Source organism: Ruegeria sp. CK3 (genome assembly GCF_056536565.1).
Genome location: NZ_JBQFPV010000014.1, coordinates 38540 through 53666, shown reverse-complemented (window position 1 = coordinate 53666; position 15127 = coordinate 38540). Strand labels below are relative to the sequence as shown.

The window sequence follows — 15127 nt, the reverse complement described above, 5'->3', positions numbered from 1 at the left end:
GTTACCGGATCACCCCTTCCAGCACGGCGCGGAAACGGGGCTGTAGATGCTGCATCAGCAGCGAGGCCACGGCCTTGTCGGTCAAATCCAGAACCACGCCCTGATCTTCCGCCCGCACTCGGATACCGTCCTGCGCATCGTCCGCAGCATGCAATTCCACCTGTTCACGCAGCATTTCGGCGGTCAGGCCAAGTACGTATTTCGTCAGCTTACCGGACTGGATGTCATCAGCGTTTTGCTTGATGTCTTCTTGCGTGGCGACCTTTGCGGGCAGGATGACCTGAACCTTGCCCTCGAGATTGGCGCCCTCAGCCGCGCGCCCGACAACCTCCAGGATCATCTGTTTCAGCAGGTCCGGGTCTGCCATTTCCTTGGTGACGAGGCGCGCCACGTCCTCTCGAAACCGATCCGTCAGGCCCGCCTTCATGGTCAGAACCGCGTCCCGCATGGCGGTGTTCAGCGCCTCTTCGCCTGCCGCGCGATAGCTGTCGGAGTCGCTGCGGGCCTTTTTCTGGTAGGCATCCGCCTCACGCTTGGCGTCCGCCAGAATCTTGGCCGCCTCGGCCTTGGCATCCGCCCTCAGCTTCTCGGCATCCGCCTGCCCGGCGGCCACCCCATCATTGCGCAGTTTGTCGATCAGTGCGTCAACGCCGTGCGAGATCATGCCATCCTGTGCCATCAACTGATCCCCGCACTGATCACGAGGGCGAAGACGAAGGCGAAGACGCCAAAGCCTTCGATAATTGCCGCCGGAGCCAAGGACAGGCCGAAAATCTCAGGCTTCTCTTTCGTTGCATTGATCGCGGCGGCACAGGCGCGCCCCTGCCAGATACCGCAATACATCAATGCGATGCCGGACAGGATGCCGATCCCGAACAACCCGCCCGCGTTTTCCGGCGTCACATCGCGGTTGAGCGTGAACATGATGACGATCCCATAGATCACCATCGTTGACGGAAAGGCCGAGACGCCGACGAAACGGCCATAGCCGCCCTCGGTCTCGGTCATCGCACCAATACTGGCCATGCCCGCTATCGAACAGCCAATCGCACTGGCCGCCGCGCCCAGCGCCATGGGGGCGTAGATGCCCAGCCAACCCAATGTCAGAACAAGCTCATTCATTTCTGAACCTCCTTGCGGGCGAACGGACGAAAGACGATGCCTTCGTCCGGCAGGCCCCATTTAAAGAATTCGATGTAATTGAGACGTAACCCGTGGACGACGCCGCTCATCATGGCGAGGGCGAAGTTCAGGATGTGGCCGATGATCAGGATCAGCAGGCCGAACAAAATGCCCGGCCCTTTCAGCGCGTGGATAATCGAGACGGCCAGATCGTTAAAGGTGATCGCAAGCGAGGCTGAGGCCAACCCGAGTGCAAAGAGGCGCATATAGCTGAGGACATCTCCGAACGCGCCCATCGCCCCGGCAAGACCCTGTACACCGTCAATAAGTCGCCAGAGCCAGTCGATTGGTTTTTTGATCTGCCTCTCGCTGGTAAACAGCAGGATTGCGAGAAGACCCGCGCCCAAAATCATCGCGCCCGGCGCTGCTGATTGGCCTTTCATGTAGCTGAGCCACAGGACGAACCCGCCGATCAGCGCCGCGATCCAACCAAGATTGGCAACAGCTTTGCGCTGCCCCCATGCCGCACGCGCGGCTAAAGCGTTGGCCAGCACAAGATGCAAGACACCGACAACAATCGAGATCATCATCATCGCGCCGAAGTTATTCAGGTCCAGCAATTTGGCCTTTGCCAGAAGGGACCCATCGGGCGGCGCGACCCCAAAATAGCTGCCAACCAGCACGCCATAAATGACTGTCGCCGCCGAAACGATGACGCCGTAGCGCCTCCAGGATTGTTGGCTGACTGTCCCGCCCAAACGCTTCCAGAACAAAAACAGGCCCAGCAGAATGACGGCCCCATATCCTGCATCTGCCACGATCATCGCAAAGAAGAACGCGAAAGAGGCAGCGACGATCACGCTCGGGTCCCAGTCCTTGTAGCCCGGCACTTGGTAAAACAGCGCCAAGTCCACAGCAGCGCTGCGCTGTTCCGGCTGCTCCAGCAATGTGGGCGGGGTGTCATCGGCGCCCGGGTCTTCGATCAGAACGGCGGCATCTTTCGCCCCCGCCATCTCCAGAACCGCATCAATCCGATCTTCTGGCACCCAGCCCTGCAGGGCAAACATCGCCTCTTCGTCGCGGACCTTCTGGGTGGCGTGGGCTAGCTCTGCCGCACTTTCAGCTACGGACAGGTTGCGCCGCATCAGCGTCAAGTAGCGGGTCTGCGCAACCCGTTCCGCCTCAAGCGCTTCGATCGCGATCTCTGCCTCTTCCAGCTGCGCTTCCAACTCGTGAATCGGCAAAGAGCCGGTATGCGTGCGCGGAACCGGCAAGATATCGTCGGCGGGTTCGTCTGGCGCAATCAGAACGGCATAGATGAAGCGATGATCCTGTTCGAGAATGGCCCAAGGTAGCGCCAGACTCTCCAACGCATCCCGGTGCTTTAGTGGTAACTGGTAAAACCACAACCGGTTGCCCGCCAGCACATCGTCTGGCGGGAAATCCAAATCCCCCCAAGGCTGCACCTGAGCAATCCGATGGGCCAGAAAATCCCGCCGGTCTGACATGTCACGCGTACGCTGCATCAGGTCCAGCACGTCTTTGACGAACTGATCCATCTGGAACTCAGGATCGCGTTGTATTTGCCTGCGAGGCTCGGGGACATCGGTCAGAAAGCGCAGTGCCTTGTATGCTTCATGCGCGCCCCGTTCATTGACCTTTTCCGGCTCAGCCGGCGGAGGAGCCAGAGGCAGAACATGCATACAGCCCAGCGCCTGCAACGCCTCAAGCGTTTCGATCTTCTGCGCCGCCCGTCCCACCAGAGACAGCTTCTTGAGCCGTGCAACACTCATGACACGGCCTCATGCGCATGTTTGCGCTTGGAGATCTTCGAGCGCACGACGGCCTGCATCTGCTCATCACTCAGATAGATGCGGATCTTCTTGATATTGGCCTTTGCGCGCGGGATCAGAACCTTTTCGAACAGATTGACCCGCTGCGTGATCGTGGCGACGGCCTTGTCGAAAATCTTCACACGCTCTTCTGCCACTTTGACCCGCAGGCGCGCCTCGATCATGTCGTGCAGCAGTTGCGCGGCGGCGTCGACCCAATGGGGCTTGGCCAGCCGCGAGTATGGCCGCACCGAAACCTCAATCCGGTCAAGGGCGGGCATCTTTACGCCCACGACATTCACTTCTTTGACCTTGTAGTCTTTCAGCTCGACCAACCCGTCCAGATCAATGTCCTTCTGCGCCAGCATGGGGAGCTTCGCGCCGACCTGTTGCGCCAGATCGCTCACTTCGTCTTCGAGACGCTTTACGTCCTCACGTGCTTTGGCGCGCTCGGCCATCAACTGCTGGCGTTTAAGGTCCAGCGACGGCAGGAACCGCTCATAGCTTTTCAGCTGTGTCTGCTCGCGGGCGAGCGACGACTTATTCAGCTGCAACCGCGCCATCACCATCCTTTGGGAAATACTTGTCGATCAGAGCTTGCTTCATCAGCAATTGTTCAGGCGCAAAACATTCGGCCAGTGTTTTCCAACCCAGATCCAGCGCATCCTCCAACGGGATCGAGACATTGATATCCATGAACCGTTTTCGGAACAGCGCACCGAATTTCAGAAGTTGATGATCGTAGTCTGACAGATCAAACGCCATCGCCTGTTTCTGCGCGGCGTCCCGGCTTTCCGAATAGAAGCGGATCATCGTGTTCATGATCTGCCCGTGATCCTCGCGGGTGGTCTTGCCTATGACGTTCTGCTTCAGGCGCGAGAGGCTGCCAAATGGGTCAATCACACCCGAATGCAGGTAGAACTGCCCCTCGGTGATGTAGCCCGTGTTGTCCGGCACAGGGTGGGTCACATCGTTGCCGGGCATTGTCGTGACGGTCAGAACAGTCACCGAGCCCCCTTTGGCATAGTCACAGGCTTTCTCGTAGCGCCGCGCGAGCTGCGAATAGAGATCACCCATATAGCCACGCTGCGAGGGGACGCGCTCCTGACTTATGCCCACCTCTTTCATCGCATCTGCATAGGCGGTCATGTCGGTCAGAAGCACAAGAACGCGCTTACCCTCTTCCACCGCGAATTTCTCGGCCACGGCCAGCACCATGTCTGGCACCAGAAGGCGTTCCACCAGAGGGTCCATGGCCTGATTGACGAACATCACGGTGCGCGAGAACACCCCTGCATCCTCAAACGAAGTCCGAAACGTGTGGTAGTCATCGAAGATCAACCCCAAGCCGCCGAAGACCACGATATCCGCGTCCGCCTGTATGCCGATGCGGCTGAGGAAGGCGTTGAACGGTTCGCCCGAGACCGAAAAGATCGGGATCTTCTGGCTTTCGACCAGCGTATTGAACACGTCGATCATTGGCACGTCGGTGCGTATCATCTTGTTGGGCACGGCCCGTTCGGCCGGGTTCACCGTCGGGCCGCCTATGTCGATCCGAGGCTCGGCAGACAGGTCAGGGCCGCCGTCAATCGGCTCTCCCGCGCCGTCAAAAACGCGTCCCAGAATATTGGCAGAATACGGCGTCTGCATCGGGTGACCCAGGAAGGTCGCTGTCGCCTCGGTCGAGATGCCCTTGGTGCCCGAGAACACCTGCAGCGTCACCACATCCCGGTCGATAAAGATCGCTTGGGCCAACGTTTTATGCCCATCGACCGTTTCGATCACCGCCAGATCATTGAACCGAACAGCCGGTGCGCCACCATCGTCAACCGGCACACGAACCTTGATCGTGTCGCCGACAATTTCCAAAACACGTGTATACTTCAAAAGACTCTGAGACATCGCCTACCCTAAGTCGCATGTTTAAGAGTTTAAATTCTTTCCACCTTCGTGCTGCCCACCAAAGCATCAGCGCCGGAGGGATTTATATTGATCTGATAAATCTGGTTGCCGCCAAGTTAATAGACGTTTCCGGCCTAAAGCAATGAAATCGTTTCAATTCAGACTGGGTTTCGGGTTACTTTTCGCCTTCTGGGTCTTGCTGGTGATGACTCTGACGCTGGCTTTGCCTCAGTTCCAGCATCCCCACTGTAGTCCAAAACCCGTACAAGAAGATTGGCCATTTCTTCTAGTTCTTTAGACGGCGTTCGGACTTCACCTATGATGTGCTTGACAAGCTCGACGGCTTCAGTGCGGCGCGCTTTGTCGGGCAATAGATAAGGCAACGTGTCGACCGCGCCCTTCGGATCAAAAGTGGCGACCAGGGATTGCTCATACAGAATCCGCTGACGGTCGGTAACCGAAAGGGACTTGAACGGCGCTTCGTGGTGAAAGATATGCGCCCACCGGTGTAAAATCTCGGCACGAAAGCCTTTGTGACTGTCGGCCAATAGAACCAGTATACGAATGACCGCCTCGGGTAGACCTCCTTGCCGCATATGAGCAAGCACCGCACTGACCTCGGGCAGATCGCGCAAAGTCGCCGGATCCGGCAGCGTTCGGCGCGTTGCATTCCTTTGCCCGAACCAAGACGCAAACGGCCCACCCCAAATGGCGAAAAAGGACGTCTCATACCAGGCGTCGCGCAAATCTCGGCCAAGATCCATCGACTGCTCAATCCATTCACCGGTGAGTTTTTCCCATTTCAGAAACGGATTTTCAGCATCGGCGGGAGCGCGCTCCGCTCTGGCATTCTTCGCCAGAGTTTCGATTCCTTTCCCCAAAACTGTGCTCGAAGACATCGCAGCGCGTTGTGCTCGCAATGGATGTGCATTTAGCAAAGCCTGGGCCATCACCGGTGACGACAGGGCTTGCACTGCTGGGCGACCGAAGGTTTCATAGGCCCCTGCTTGCACTTCGGACATTTGCGCCACTGCGGCAAAACTGTTCTCATCCTGTCGACCGTCATCCAATGCCGCGACGTCCGACAGCGTTCGTTCGACGAAACGAACTTCGAAGGATTTATCGACCCCGTCCCCTTCGATGTTGTCAATGACCATCTCATAGAGACCAGGCGCCATTGCCTCGACCGTCTCAAGTGTAGAGGCCAAGCCTGCGTGCTCTTTGCGCGCGACCTTGGAGGAAACAAAGATGCCCAGATGTCCCACCTCATCATGAAGCATGTAGATGATGCGCTGGCCGCGTACCCGTATCTCTTCTTCGTCCGCATAGGTTTCGGCAATCCAGTTCAACGCCTGTTGCGGCGGCGTGATATTGTCGCCATGGCTTGCAAAGACAAATATCGGCGCTTTGATCGCCTTGAGATCAACGGGAACTCCGGGTTCCAGTTGCGCGGTATTCTTGACCAGCCGGTTTCCAACGAACAGCTGTTCGACAATCCATCGAATTTCGGCCTCGTTCAGAATGAAAAACCCACCCCACCAGCGCTCAAAATCAATGAAGCGCTGCCTGCCGGCTTCGGGATCGCGATACAGATCGAAATATTTGCCAAAGTAGTTTCGGCTGGGGTTTAGCTGCTCGAAATTCATCACCAGATTGGCGCCGTCGAACTTGCCATTCCCCAAATCTGACCAGAACATCGGCTGCCAGGTGCCACCAAGCATACCACCGTTGTAGCGCATGGGGTTTTCACCAACCTCACCCGACCAAGGTGCAACCGGCGCTCCGTTGAGCACCAAAGGTCCGTTCAGATCTGGGTTGCAGGCCGCCATCAGCAATGTCGCCCAACCGCCCTGGCAGTTTCCTGTCACAACTGGTTGCGGGCTTTTGGGGTGACGCGCGCTGACTGTTCGAACAAATCCAGCCTCGGCATGCATGACGTCGGCTAATGTCTGACCTTTAACCGGATCACGGCCGAAGCTCACAAAATAGACCGGATGGCCCTTGGCCAGCGCCACGCCGACCTGGCTGTCGGACTTGAAACCACCAATACCACCGCCATGACCGGCACGCGGGTCAATGATGATGTAGGGGCGTTTGTGATCGTCTACGTCGATCCCTTGCGGGGGGACAATGCGCAATAGCTGATAGTTGCAAGGCCGGTCGAGCTCCGCCCCATCAACGATCACTTCGTAGTCATAGGCAAGCACTGGCGGGCAACCGGCCGCTTCATGTTCGATGAAAACATCACCACGCTCACGCAAGGCGTCCATCGTCAAGGCGACGCGCTGACCAGCATCCTTGACGTAGTCCGCCCAAGCCGAGCCAACAGATTTCGTCTGCGTGAATTGCACCGCAAGATCTCGCAGATCGCTTGTCAGGTTCAGAACCCGATCCGAATGGTGCTCAGTTATTTTTTGTGCCTGAATGGTGGCGGCACGAGACAGAATTTCATACTGAACACCAGATTGATCGAGCACGTTAGAAATCGCGTCAAACAATTTGCTGTTCACGGCCGTTATGTTTTCACCCGTTGCAAGGTTCGATGCCTTTTCATTCGCGAATGAATTCCGAGCCATTGATCTATCCTTCCTCGGACGATGTTGGTTTCACCGTCGACGGCGAGTATGCCCCCGGTAAAATTGAACGCCTCGCTGCTTGCAAGAAACGATGCACAGGTCGACATCTTCGATGGTCTCGAAGTGATGTGTGGGTGCATGCTTTGCTGCAGCGCACCAAAATTGGCTATCCCGGTGACGACGCGGGTTTTCAGAAGGCCCGGCGACATCTTCGCTTTGCGACTGCAGCGCGCGTGCATAACCCCACGCGATCGACCGATCGCTCGCTACTCCGATGACGACAGCTTTTGACCTATTCAGGTGGAACATCGTGGCGCCTCGATTTCTGCAGTGCAGCATACCACTTCTCAATCGATTCGAAACATTTGAATGGTCAAACTACCTCGCCAACGCTGCGTCAAAGTCGTTCTGTAGCAAGGTTGAGGCACATTAGTCTCCGCAACAATCTCTGACGACACGCAACCGATCCATTAGAATGGACAACGCTTAAAGCTGACCACAATACGCCAATCCAGGACCGCCCCTTACCGGAGCAGACGGCATTCATACGCATCAAGTGTGGGCGTCAATTGTCGGAAGCTTCGCAACTGACCTCACAAAAAACACATCTGCCCTAGAGGCCAAACAACACCTCATTCGCGACTTTTCCAAGCATGACGGAACAAGCAACCAATTGTTCCTCGGAAACGTACTCATCAGGCTTGTGGCCTTGTTCCGCCATAGACCCTGGGCCGCACACCACTGTCGCGATACCAAGGTCTGACAGAACGCCAGCCTCAGTTCCGAATGCAACGTGGGTTGTTTCGCCGCCGCCAGAGGATTTGACAAGTGAGACCTCTGGCTCAGAGCTGGAGACTGACAACCCGGGGTATCCCGCCAACGCCCGAAGCGAGATTTGGGCAGCCGTTGGAAACTTGGCCAAAACCGCGTCTGCTGCCTGCTGAAGCTCGGCTTCGATCTCGTCGGGGTCATCTTCCGCCAGATGCCGGAACTCAAACACAAGCGTCGCCTTGTCGGGTACAAGGTTGAGAGCTGTGCCGCCGGACAGCTGGCCAACATGGAAGGTCGTATAGGGCACATCGTAGGCGTCGTTGCGGATCCCGGTTTGTTGGGCCTTCTGCTGCATCTGGCGCAACTTTGCGACGAAATCGACGGCAACATGGAGTGCGTTTACAAATTGCGGGGCCAGTGCGGAATGTCCGGCCTCTCCTCTTATGTCGGCGCGGTAGGCACGCTTGCCTTTGTGACCAATGGCGACCTGCATCTCGGTCGGCTCGCCCACAATGGCCAGTCTGGGACGCCCCAGCAGCGACGGTAGCTGCTTTTTCATGCGTGAGATCCCGACGCAGCCGATCTCTTCGTCGTAAGAAACCAAGAGCTTTAGGGGCGTTTTCAATTCCCGACCGTGCACGGCATCGGCGAGGGCCAGCATCTCAGCCAGAAAACCTTTCATGTCGGTCGTTCCACGCCCGAACAATCGGCCTCGCTGACAGGTCAGTCTGAAGGGGCTTACGCTCCAGTCCTGCCCCTCGACCGGCACCACGTCGGAATGCGCAGAGAGTAACAGCCCGCCTTCAACAGACGGCCCGATTTCTGCAAAAAGTCCTGCCTTAGGTTCATCAGGATCCGCGATGCGCTGCACCCGAAAGCCACGATTGCGCAGAAAGTCTTCGATATAGGCGATCATATCGAGGTTGGATCGGGCACTGACGGTTTCAAAGGCAACCAGACGCTCCAGAACCTCTAGCGAGACACTCATGAAAGCGCTTCTCCTCCGATGGCGCGGAAGGCGCCCGCGCGGGCCTGAGCCTGCGCATAGTCTATGAACGCAGACACCGTGCGCGACTTTTCCGCACCGTGGGTGGTCAAAAGGCCCATTCTCAAGGACCGAACCGGCCCGGTAATCGGCACGCAAACAAGCGGATTGCCGTCCGGTGATGTATAGCTTTGCGGGCGCACATTGGCGATGGAATAGCCAAAGGCGTTCCCAACCATTGAACGCATCACGGCCATGTCTCGCGTCAGCTCCACGATACGAGGCTGGCGCGAGGATGCCGTAAAAAGCGACAGGAAGTAGTCGGTACTGATCGGCAAATCGAGGAGGATCATTGGCAGGTCCGCCAGATCATCAATGGATACGGATGTCCGCGTCGCTAGCTCGTGCCCAGCATGCAACAAAGCAAATGGGTTCAGGCGCACCAACCCGATGAAATTCAGGTCTGTTGGAATATCCATGTCATAGGTCAGCGCAATGTCGATCTCGGACCGTTGCAATGCGTTGAATATCTCGGCCTGGTTCAGTTCTTTCTGGGCGATCCTGACATCTGGAAATCCGGTTTCAAACCCGCGCCGCAACCGCGGTAAGACAAGTTGCGCAAAGGTCAGCAGGCAGCCCACCGCAAGAGGGCCGCGCGCCGTACCTGAAATATCGGCGGCAATGTTTGCGATCTCTCTTGCGTCGTTCAGGACCTGGCGGGCTTTTTCAAGCACCCTCTGCCCACCTTGTGTCAGTGACAGACCCTGCGCGTGTTGCCGCACGAACAGCGAAATCGCCAACTCTTCTTCTAGCTGGGTGATGGCCGATGAGATCGACGGCGACGAGACGTTCAACCGGTCTGCGGCCCGCGCTATACTACCTGTTTCGCCAACCGCAACGAGGTACTCCAACTGCCGGAGGGTCAGACGCGGCACGCAGACACTCCTATTTTAGAGACGTTGGCAGAGGTCTTCAGGGCTCGCATACTCTCAGGCCAGATCAGGGGCACTATCCTGTTGGGCCAGCCAGATCTGGAAATCACGGATCGTGCCTTCATAGTCATCCCCTGCCAGCGGCCCTTCGATCGCGTGGGCAGAATGCAGCGCGACCTGCATGCGCTCAAGCTTTTCGCGATCCTCGCGGTTGACCTCTTCCCAGAGCGCGATTCGCCCCTGGATCGTGTCGTGATCGAGGTTATCGCGATAGACGGACATCGTCCATTTGACGCGGATTAGGTTCGCGTTGATCGGGAAAATAGAAAGTGACACAAGCAGGCTGGCAGCTTGGCTGGCCACCTGCGTGGGAAACTTGGCAAAGAGGGACGACCGTTTTCGTTCTGCCTCGCTCAGGCCCGCCGCGCCGTCTCCGCGCGGCGTGATATTGTCCGGGTAATTGGCAGCGTAGGAGGTGTACCCGTCCCCGCTGACCAGCTTGCGCGACAGCCCTGACGGGGTGTAGCCGTGCAGAGTTTGCGGATGGACCACACTCAGGTGGTAGCCTTCCATGAAGTTCTCAACCAGGCATTTCCAGTTGGTCTGCCAGTTCTCTTCAGCCACATGCACAAGGCGGAAATCCTCGGTCTCATAAGGCGCCAGCATGGCATCAAGCTCGGGGTGCTCAAACGGCGGGGCGTCCGGCGTCAGGTTCACGTAAATGAACCCGTTCCAAAGCTGCACCTGGTGTTCCGGCAGCCGGCAGGATTTGGGATCAAAGCCCGCATTCTCCATTCGCGGGGCGCGCAGCAAGGCACCGTCGCGCCCGTAGGCCCATGCGTGATACGAGCATACAAACCGCTTTGTATTACCGCTTCCTTCTGCCAGTGGCATTCCGCGATGCCGACACACATTTGCAACGGCACGGATTTCACCCTCATCGCCGCGCACGACAAGCAAGGGTTCATTCAGAAGCTGGACGGTAAAGAAATCACCGGGTTCCGGGATTTCATCGACCCGACCCAAGCAGTGCCACCCGCTGCGAAGCACAGTCTGCGCCTCGTGGTCGAATTGCTCCTGCGAGGTGTAGAATGCGCCGGGCATACCCATCGGGCGATCCGCGGGCAAGGCGGCCAAGTCTTGAAGTTTCGTTCGCAAATGGGTCATCCCGGCCTCCCTTGTTGTTATGTCTTATGCGTCCCCCGGCACGCCATAGGAGGGCGCGGCGGAGGGATCGAGTGCGCGGCGCACGTAATCGTCCAGTTGTGGTTTGTAGACGTTCCAGGCGGTTGCAACCGCTTCAATGGGGCAATCCTCGGTCCAGTCGCACCGCAGGTCGGCCACGGGCCAGCTGACTTTGTCGACCAGCATCAGACCCGCGGAATGCACGGGCCCGGCCTCGCCCCCGGCAGCAAGCCCAGCGCGCATTGCAGCAACCAGCCTATCACCCAAGTGACCCGTCGCGTCCTCAAAAGCGGACACAATGGCGGCGGGCACACCATCATGGGCCAGAAGATTGCCCCCCGATGCAACATCCCTGCCCTGCGCCTCGTTCCAGTTGCCCAGCACGTTTTGGCCTGAGTGGATGGCTGTAGTTCCGTTCCGGTCTATTGCCAGAAGCTGCCTGTACGCGATGTGCGCGGCCTCACCAGTGATTTGGCTCACCGCCACCTCAGCCGAGGCGCCCTGTTCCATCAGATCGAGCGTTTTTGGACCAAGGCTCGGATCGGTGACATTCTGGCTCGCCACCGCGCCAATGCCTGCTCGGGCATAGGCGCAACGGGCTGCAACTGCCGGAGAAGAAGACGAGATCGCCATGCCAAACATGCCGGTCTGCGCGCATCGGGCCACAAGAGAGAAAGTCACAGGGCTAGTCCGGGATCACGGCGGTGGCGTCAATCTCCACCAGCCATTCGGGCCGTGCCAGAGCCTGCACCACCAGCCCGGTCGAGACAGGATGCACGCCCTTAATGTATTCGCCCATGGTGCGATACACAGCCTCACGGTGGCGGACATCGGTGATATAGACGACCACCTTGACGAGATGCTCCATTTCGCCGCCTGCTTCTTCGATCAATTGCTTGATGTTCTGCATCACCTTGTGGGTCTGCTCTGCCGGGTCGTGGCTGTCGATGTTCTTGGCATCGTCCAGGTTCTGCGGGCACTGCCCGCGCATCCAGACAGTACTCCCGCCACGAGTGACAACGGCTTGGCACAGGTCATTGTCGAGCGATTGCTCAGGGTAGGTATCGCCGGTATTGAATGGGCGGATGCGGGTGTGAGCCATATTTAGGACGCGCCTCCTGCGTCGATCTTTGTCATCAGATACTGCGCAAAGTCGTAGTTCGGGCGTTCCAGATGGCTGAGATGCCCAGGCGTTGCTGCTTCTGAACACAGGCCCCGAAACACTTTTTCGGTACAGCCACGATCTTCGACATTCACGTCATCCAGAAGCGCCTTCAGCGCGGTGAAATTGTCTTGCGCATCCGGGTCATCAGCAAAGTCATTCGACATACCGCCGCCAAAGCGGATATGCACCTGACCCGGCCCTTTGGGGTGCAACGACAGATACCAGAAATACCCTGGAGTCAGCGTGATCATCAGGCTTGGATAAAGCGCCAGAAGAAAGGTCGTGCGGCGTTCATCGCCTTTCAGCCGGTCATTGCTGGGGTGCGCCATGGCAATGCGCAGGGACTCATCCTTCAGAATCGTGTGGTAGTTGAAGGCCGTGCTGCCGGGTGGGCAAATCATGTCCTCCAGCCGCGACAAGCCACCAATCGTGCCCGCGTGGCACACCGGCAAATGGTAGCTTTCCATGAAATTCTCGGCCAACACTTTCCAGTTGGTATCCCAGACGTGTTCTTCGTAGAACGCCTCGGAATAGTTGGCCATGTCATAACCTTCGATCATGGTCGCCACTTCGGACAGTTGCTCGGCCACGGGGGCTGCATTTGGATCAAGGCAGACAAAGACCCAGCCCAGCCATTCCTCGCAGCGAACCTGAGGCAGCGCGTAGTTTTCTTTGCAAAACCCCTCGTTCTGCTTCATCGCGGGCGCACCGCGCAGCTTGCCGTCGAGGTTATAGGTCCAGGCGTGATAGGGGCAGACGATCATCTTGGCATTCCCGCGCCCATGCAAAAGTGTCGACATGCGGTGCAGGCACACATTGCTCATCGCGCGCAGATCTCCGTCCCTGTCGCGCAACACAACGATTGGCTGCCCGGCCAGTTCGCAGGCCACATAGTCCCCTACAGACGACAAGGCGTCGGCCCGGCCCACACAGTACCAGTCCTTTCGGAAGATGTGCTCAAGCTCTGCATCGACAAAGCTCGGCTCGGTATAGACCTCGGTCGGCATGGCCCGCGCACGTTCAAAGGGGACCGAGGTATTCGCGCGCAGAGCGGCGATGGGATCAACGTGGTCTTTGGGCATGAACGAACCTCTTTGCCTGAGTCGCGGGCGGCCACCGCATTCACATACTGAGACGGCTTTTGCCGGAAACAAACCAAAAGTCTATCTTACCGGCGATTAGGTAAAATCTAATCGACATAAGATGATACAAAATTAGGGTTGCACAAGCAAAAGAAGCAGCCGGGCCAACAGAAACCCAGCACGGCAAAAAAGGTGACGCGATGGAAAACTTCGACACGGTGGTGATTGGCGCAGGTCAGGCGGGCATTGCCACAAGCGAGCATCTCCGTGCCCAAGGCATTGACCACGTCCTTTTAGAGCGGGGCCGCATTGCCGAACGTTGGCGATCCGAACGGTGGGATTCACTCGTTGCAAATGGCCCGGCATGGCATGATCGCTTCCCGGGCCTGGAGTTTTCCGGCGACCGCGACGCCTTTCCACGCAAGGAATGCGTAGCCCAGTATTTTGAAGACTATGCCAAATTGATCGACGCGCCCGTTCGCACTGGCGTCACGGTGACGCGTGCGCGACCGCATGAAAACCGCGCGGGCTTTTTGGTCGAAACCTCGCAAGGTCCCATAGAAGCGCGCCACCTCGTCTGTGCCACAGGGCCGTTTCAGAAACCGGCGATTCCGCCGATCATCCCCGAAACCTCTGGCGTTCTGCAGATGCACTCCACCGCCTATCGGAATCCCGATGCTTTGCCTGAGGGTGCCGTTTTGGTGATCGGCGGCGGTTCCTCAGGATCGCAGATCGCGGCCGAGTTGCACGATGCTGGGCGCGAGGTTTTCTTCTCCATTGGCCCCCATGACCGGCCTCCGCGTCGCTACCGCGGGCGCGACAATGTCTGGTGGCTGGGCGTTCTCGGCATTTGGAATTTGGATACACCGGCTCCTGGCACCGAGCATGTCACGATCGCTGTCAGTGGCGCGCATGGCGGCAAAACCGTAGATTTCAGGAAACTTGCCCAGCGCGGCATCACTTTGCTGGGGATGTCGTCGGGATATGAAAACGGCGTTCTCCATATCGCCGATGATCTCAAAGCCAATCTCGATGCGGGCGACGCAAACATGTTGTCCCTGCTCGAAGCCGCCGATGCCTATGTTGCGCGCACCGGCATGGACCTACCAGAAGAGCCCGAGGCCTGGGTCGTAGGGGACGATCCCGCCTGTGTGTCAGACCCAATTCGCGAGCTGGACCTTGAGCGCAACAATATCCGCACCGTGATTTGGGCAACAGGGTTCCAGTTTGACTATGACTGGCTGGAGGCAGACACGCTGGACGACCGGGGCAGACCGATCCATCAGCGTGGAGTCTCTCCGGTGCCCGGACTTTACTTCGTCGGGCTGCCGTGGCAATCGCGCCGTGGGTCCTCGTTTATCTGGGGCGTTTGGCACGATGCAAAGTTCATCGCGGACCAGATTTCAATTCAGGAAAACTATCTGGCCTATGCACCAAACTCTCCTTGAGAGGTGTCGATCCACCAAAGAGATCTATGCCGTTCGCATGAGCGGCCTGATCTGCCTGGCTCGGTTTTAATTTGAAGTCGAAAGTCTGGCTGTGATTGCCTGACATGTTGAAACCGAATGAATCCGG

13 protein-coding genes are annotated in these 15127 nt (G+C 57.8%); 1 reads left to right on the top strand and 12 read right to left on the bottom strand.

The genetic code is table 11. The features are described from left to right. Position 1: 1 nt before the first annotated feature. From ACR0C3_RS20325 to ACR0C3_RS20270, 12 genes are all read right to left on the bottom strand, one after another. Entirely contained in the window at positions 2 to 679 is a 678-nt protein-coding gene (locus ACR0C3_RS20325; RefSeq protein ID WP_170702247.1) for a hypothetical protein, read from the bottom strand. Then, positions 679 to 1122 (bottom strand): ATP synthase subunit C, encoded by a 444-nt coding sequence (locus tag ACR0C3_RS20320; protein WP_170324458.1) that lies wholly within the window; start codon positions 1120 to 1122, stop codon positions 679 to 681. The genes ACR0C3_RS20325 and ACR0C3_RS20320 overlap by 1 nt, the downstream gene beginning before the upstream one ends. Then, entirely contained in the window at positions 1119 to 2915 is a 1797-nt protein-coding gene (locus tag ACR0C3_RS20315) for a V-type ATP synthase subunit I (RefSeq protein WP_480760214.1), read from the bottom strand. The genes ACR0C3_RS20320 and ACR0C3_RS20315 overlap by 4 nt, the downstream gene beginning before the upstream one ends. Then, on the bottom strand, positions 2912 to 3517 hold the full coding sequence (locus tag ACR0C3_RS20310) for a V-type ATP synthase subunit D (protein WP_480760213.1): 606 nt from the start codon (positions 3515 to 3517) through the stop codon (positions 2912 to 2914). Before ACR0C3_RS20310 ends, ACR0C3_RS20315 begins: the two co-directional genes overlap by 4 nt. Then, the gene (locus ACR0C3_RS20305; protein WP_170692650.1) at positions 3495 to 4856 is read right to left on the bottom strand and encodes a V-type ATP synthase subunit B; all 1362 of its coding nucleotides are present in this window, start codon (positions 4854 to 4856) and stop codon (positions 3495 to 3497) included. The genes ACR0C3_RS20310 and ACR0C3_RS20305 overlap by 23 nt, the downstream gene beginning before the upstream one ends. A 158-nt stretch (positions 4857 to 5014) precedes the next feature. Next, positions 5015 to 7432, bottom strand: coding sequence for a DUF3141 domain-containing protein (locus tag ACR0C3_RS20300; RefSeq protein WP_480760212.1), 2418 nt, complete (start codon positions 7430 to 7432; stop codon positions 5015 to 5017). 613 nt (positions 7433 to 8045) lie between these two features. Next, positions 8046 to 9191 carry an acetylornithine deacetylase gene (argE, locus tag ACR0C3_RS20295; RefSeq protein ID WP_480760211.1) on the bottom strand — a complete coding sequence of 382 codons (1146 nt, stop codon included), beginning with the start codon at positions 9189 to 9191 and terminating at the stop codon, positions 8046 to 8048. Next, a complete protein-coding gene (locus ACR0C3_RS20290) occupies positions 9188 to 10123 on the bottom strand; it encodes a LysR family transcriptional regulator (RefSeq protein WP_480760209.1) in 936 nt (311 codons plus the stop codon). The genes argE and ACR0C3_RS20290 overlap by 4 nt, the downstream gene beginning before the upstream one ends. 54 nt (positions 10124 to 10177) lie before the next feature. Continuing rightward, complete coding sequence (locus tag ACR0C3_RS20285; RefSeq protein WP_480760208.1) at positions 10178 to 11287, bottom strand: aromatic ring-hydroxylating oxygenase subunit alpha; 1110 nt, start codon at positions 11285 to 11287, stop codon at positions 10178 to 10180. A gap of 24 nt (positions 11288 to 11311) precedes the next feature. After that, positions 11312 to 11986, bottom strand: coding sequence for a DUF1028 domain-containing protein (locus ACR0C3_RS20280; RefSeq protein ID WP_480760207.1), 675 nt, complete (start codon positions 11984 to 11986; stop codon positions 11312 to 11314). 4 nt (positions 11987 to 11990) lie between these two features. After that, the gene (locus ACR0C3_RS20275; RefSeq protein WP_170473868.1) at positions 11991 to 12407 is read right to left on the bottom strand and encodes a RidA family protein; all 417 of its coding nucleotides are present in this window, start codon (positions 12405 to 12407) and stop codon (positions 11991 to 11993) included. 2 nt (positions 12408 to 12409) lie between these two features. Beyond that, positions 12410 to 13552 carry an aromatic ring-hydroxylating oxygenase subunit alpha gene (locus tag ACR0C3_RS20270; protein WP_480760205.1) on the bottom strand — a complete coding sequence of 381 codons (1143 nt, stop codon included), beginning with the start codon at positions 13550 to 13552 and terminating at the stop codon, positions 12410 to 12412. A gap of 200 nt (positions 13553 to 13752) precedes the next feature. Between ACR0C3_RS20270 and ACR0C3_RS20265 the strand changes: the two genes are divergently transcribed. After that, positions 13753 to 15000 (top strand): flavin-containing monooxygenase, encoded by a 1248-nt coding sequence (locus ACR0C3_RS20265; RefSeq protein ID WP_480760204.1) that lies wholly within the window; start codon positions 13753 to 13755, stop codon positions 14998 to 15000. Positions 15001 to 15127: the final 127 nt, after the last annotated feature.

Coding starts and splice junctions, on each gene's coding strand:
- ACR0C3_RS20325 (WP_170702247.1), bottom strand. CDS start 679: ATGGCACAGGATGGCATGATCTCGCACGGCGTTGACGCACTGATCGAC.
- ACR0C3_RS20320 (WP_170324458.1), bottom strand. CDS start 1,122: ATGAATGAGCTTGTTCTGACATTGGGTTGGCTGGGCATCTACGCCCCC.
- ACR0C3_RS20315 (WP_480760214.1), bottom strand. CDS start 2,915: ATGAGTGTTGCACGGCTCAAGAAGCTGTCTCTGGTGGGACGGGCGGCG.
- ACR0C3_RS20310 (WP_480760213.1), bottom strand. CDS start 3,517: ATGGCGCGGTTGCAGCTGAATAAGTCGTCGCTCGCCCGCGAGCAGACA.
- ACR0C3_RS20305 (WP_170692650.1), bottom strand. CDS start 4,856: ATGTCTCAGAGTCTTTTGAAGTATACACGTGTTTTGGAAATTGTCGGC.
- ACR0C3_RS20300 (WP_480760212.1), bottom strand. CDS start 7,432: ATGGCTCGGAATTCATTCGCGAATGAAAAGGCATCGAACCTTGCAACG.
- argE (WP_480760211.1), bottom strand. CDS start 9,191: ATGAGTGTCTCGCTAGAGGTTCTGGAGCGTCTGGTTGCCTTTGAAACC.
- ACR0C3_RS20285 (WP_480760208.1), bottom strand. CDS start 11,287: ATGACCCATTTGCGAACGAAACTTCAAGACTTGGCCGCCTTGCCCGCG.
- ACR0C3_RS20275 (WP_170473868.1), bottom strand. CDS start 12,407: ATGGCTCACACCCGCATCCGCCCATTCAATACCGGCGATACCTACCCT.
- ACR0C3_RS20270 (WP_480760205.1), bottom strand. CDS start 13,552: ATGCCCAAAGACCACGTTGATCCCATCGCCGCTCTGCGCGCGAATACC.
- ACR0C3_RS20265 (WP_480760204.1), top strand. CDS start 13,753: ATGGAAAACTTCGACACGGTGGTGATTGGCGCAGGTCAGGCGGGCATT.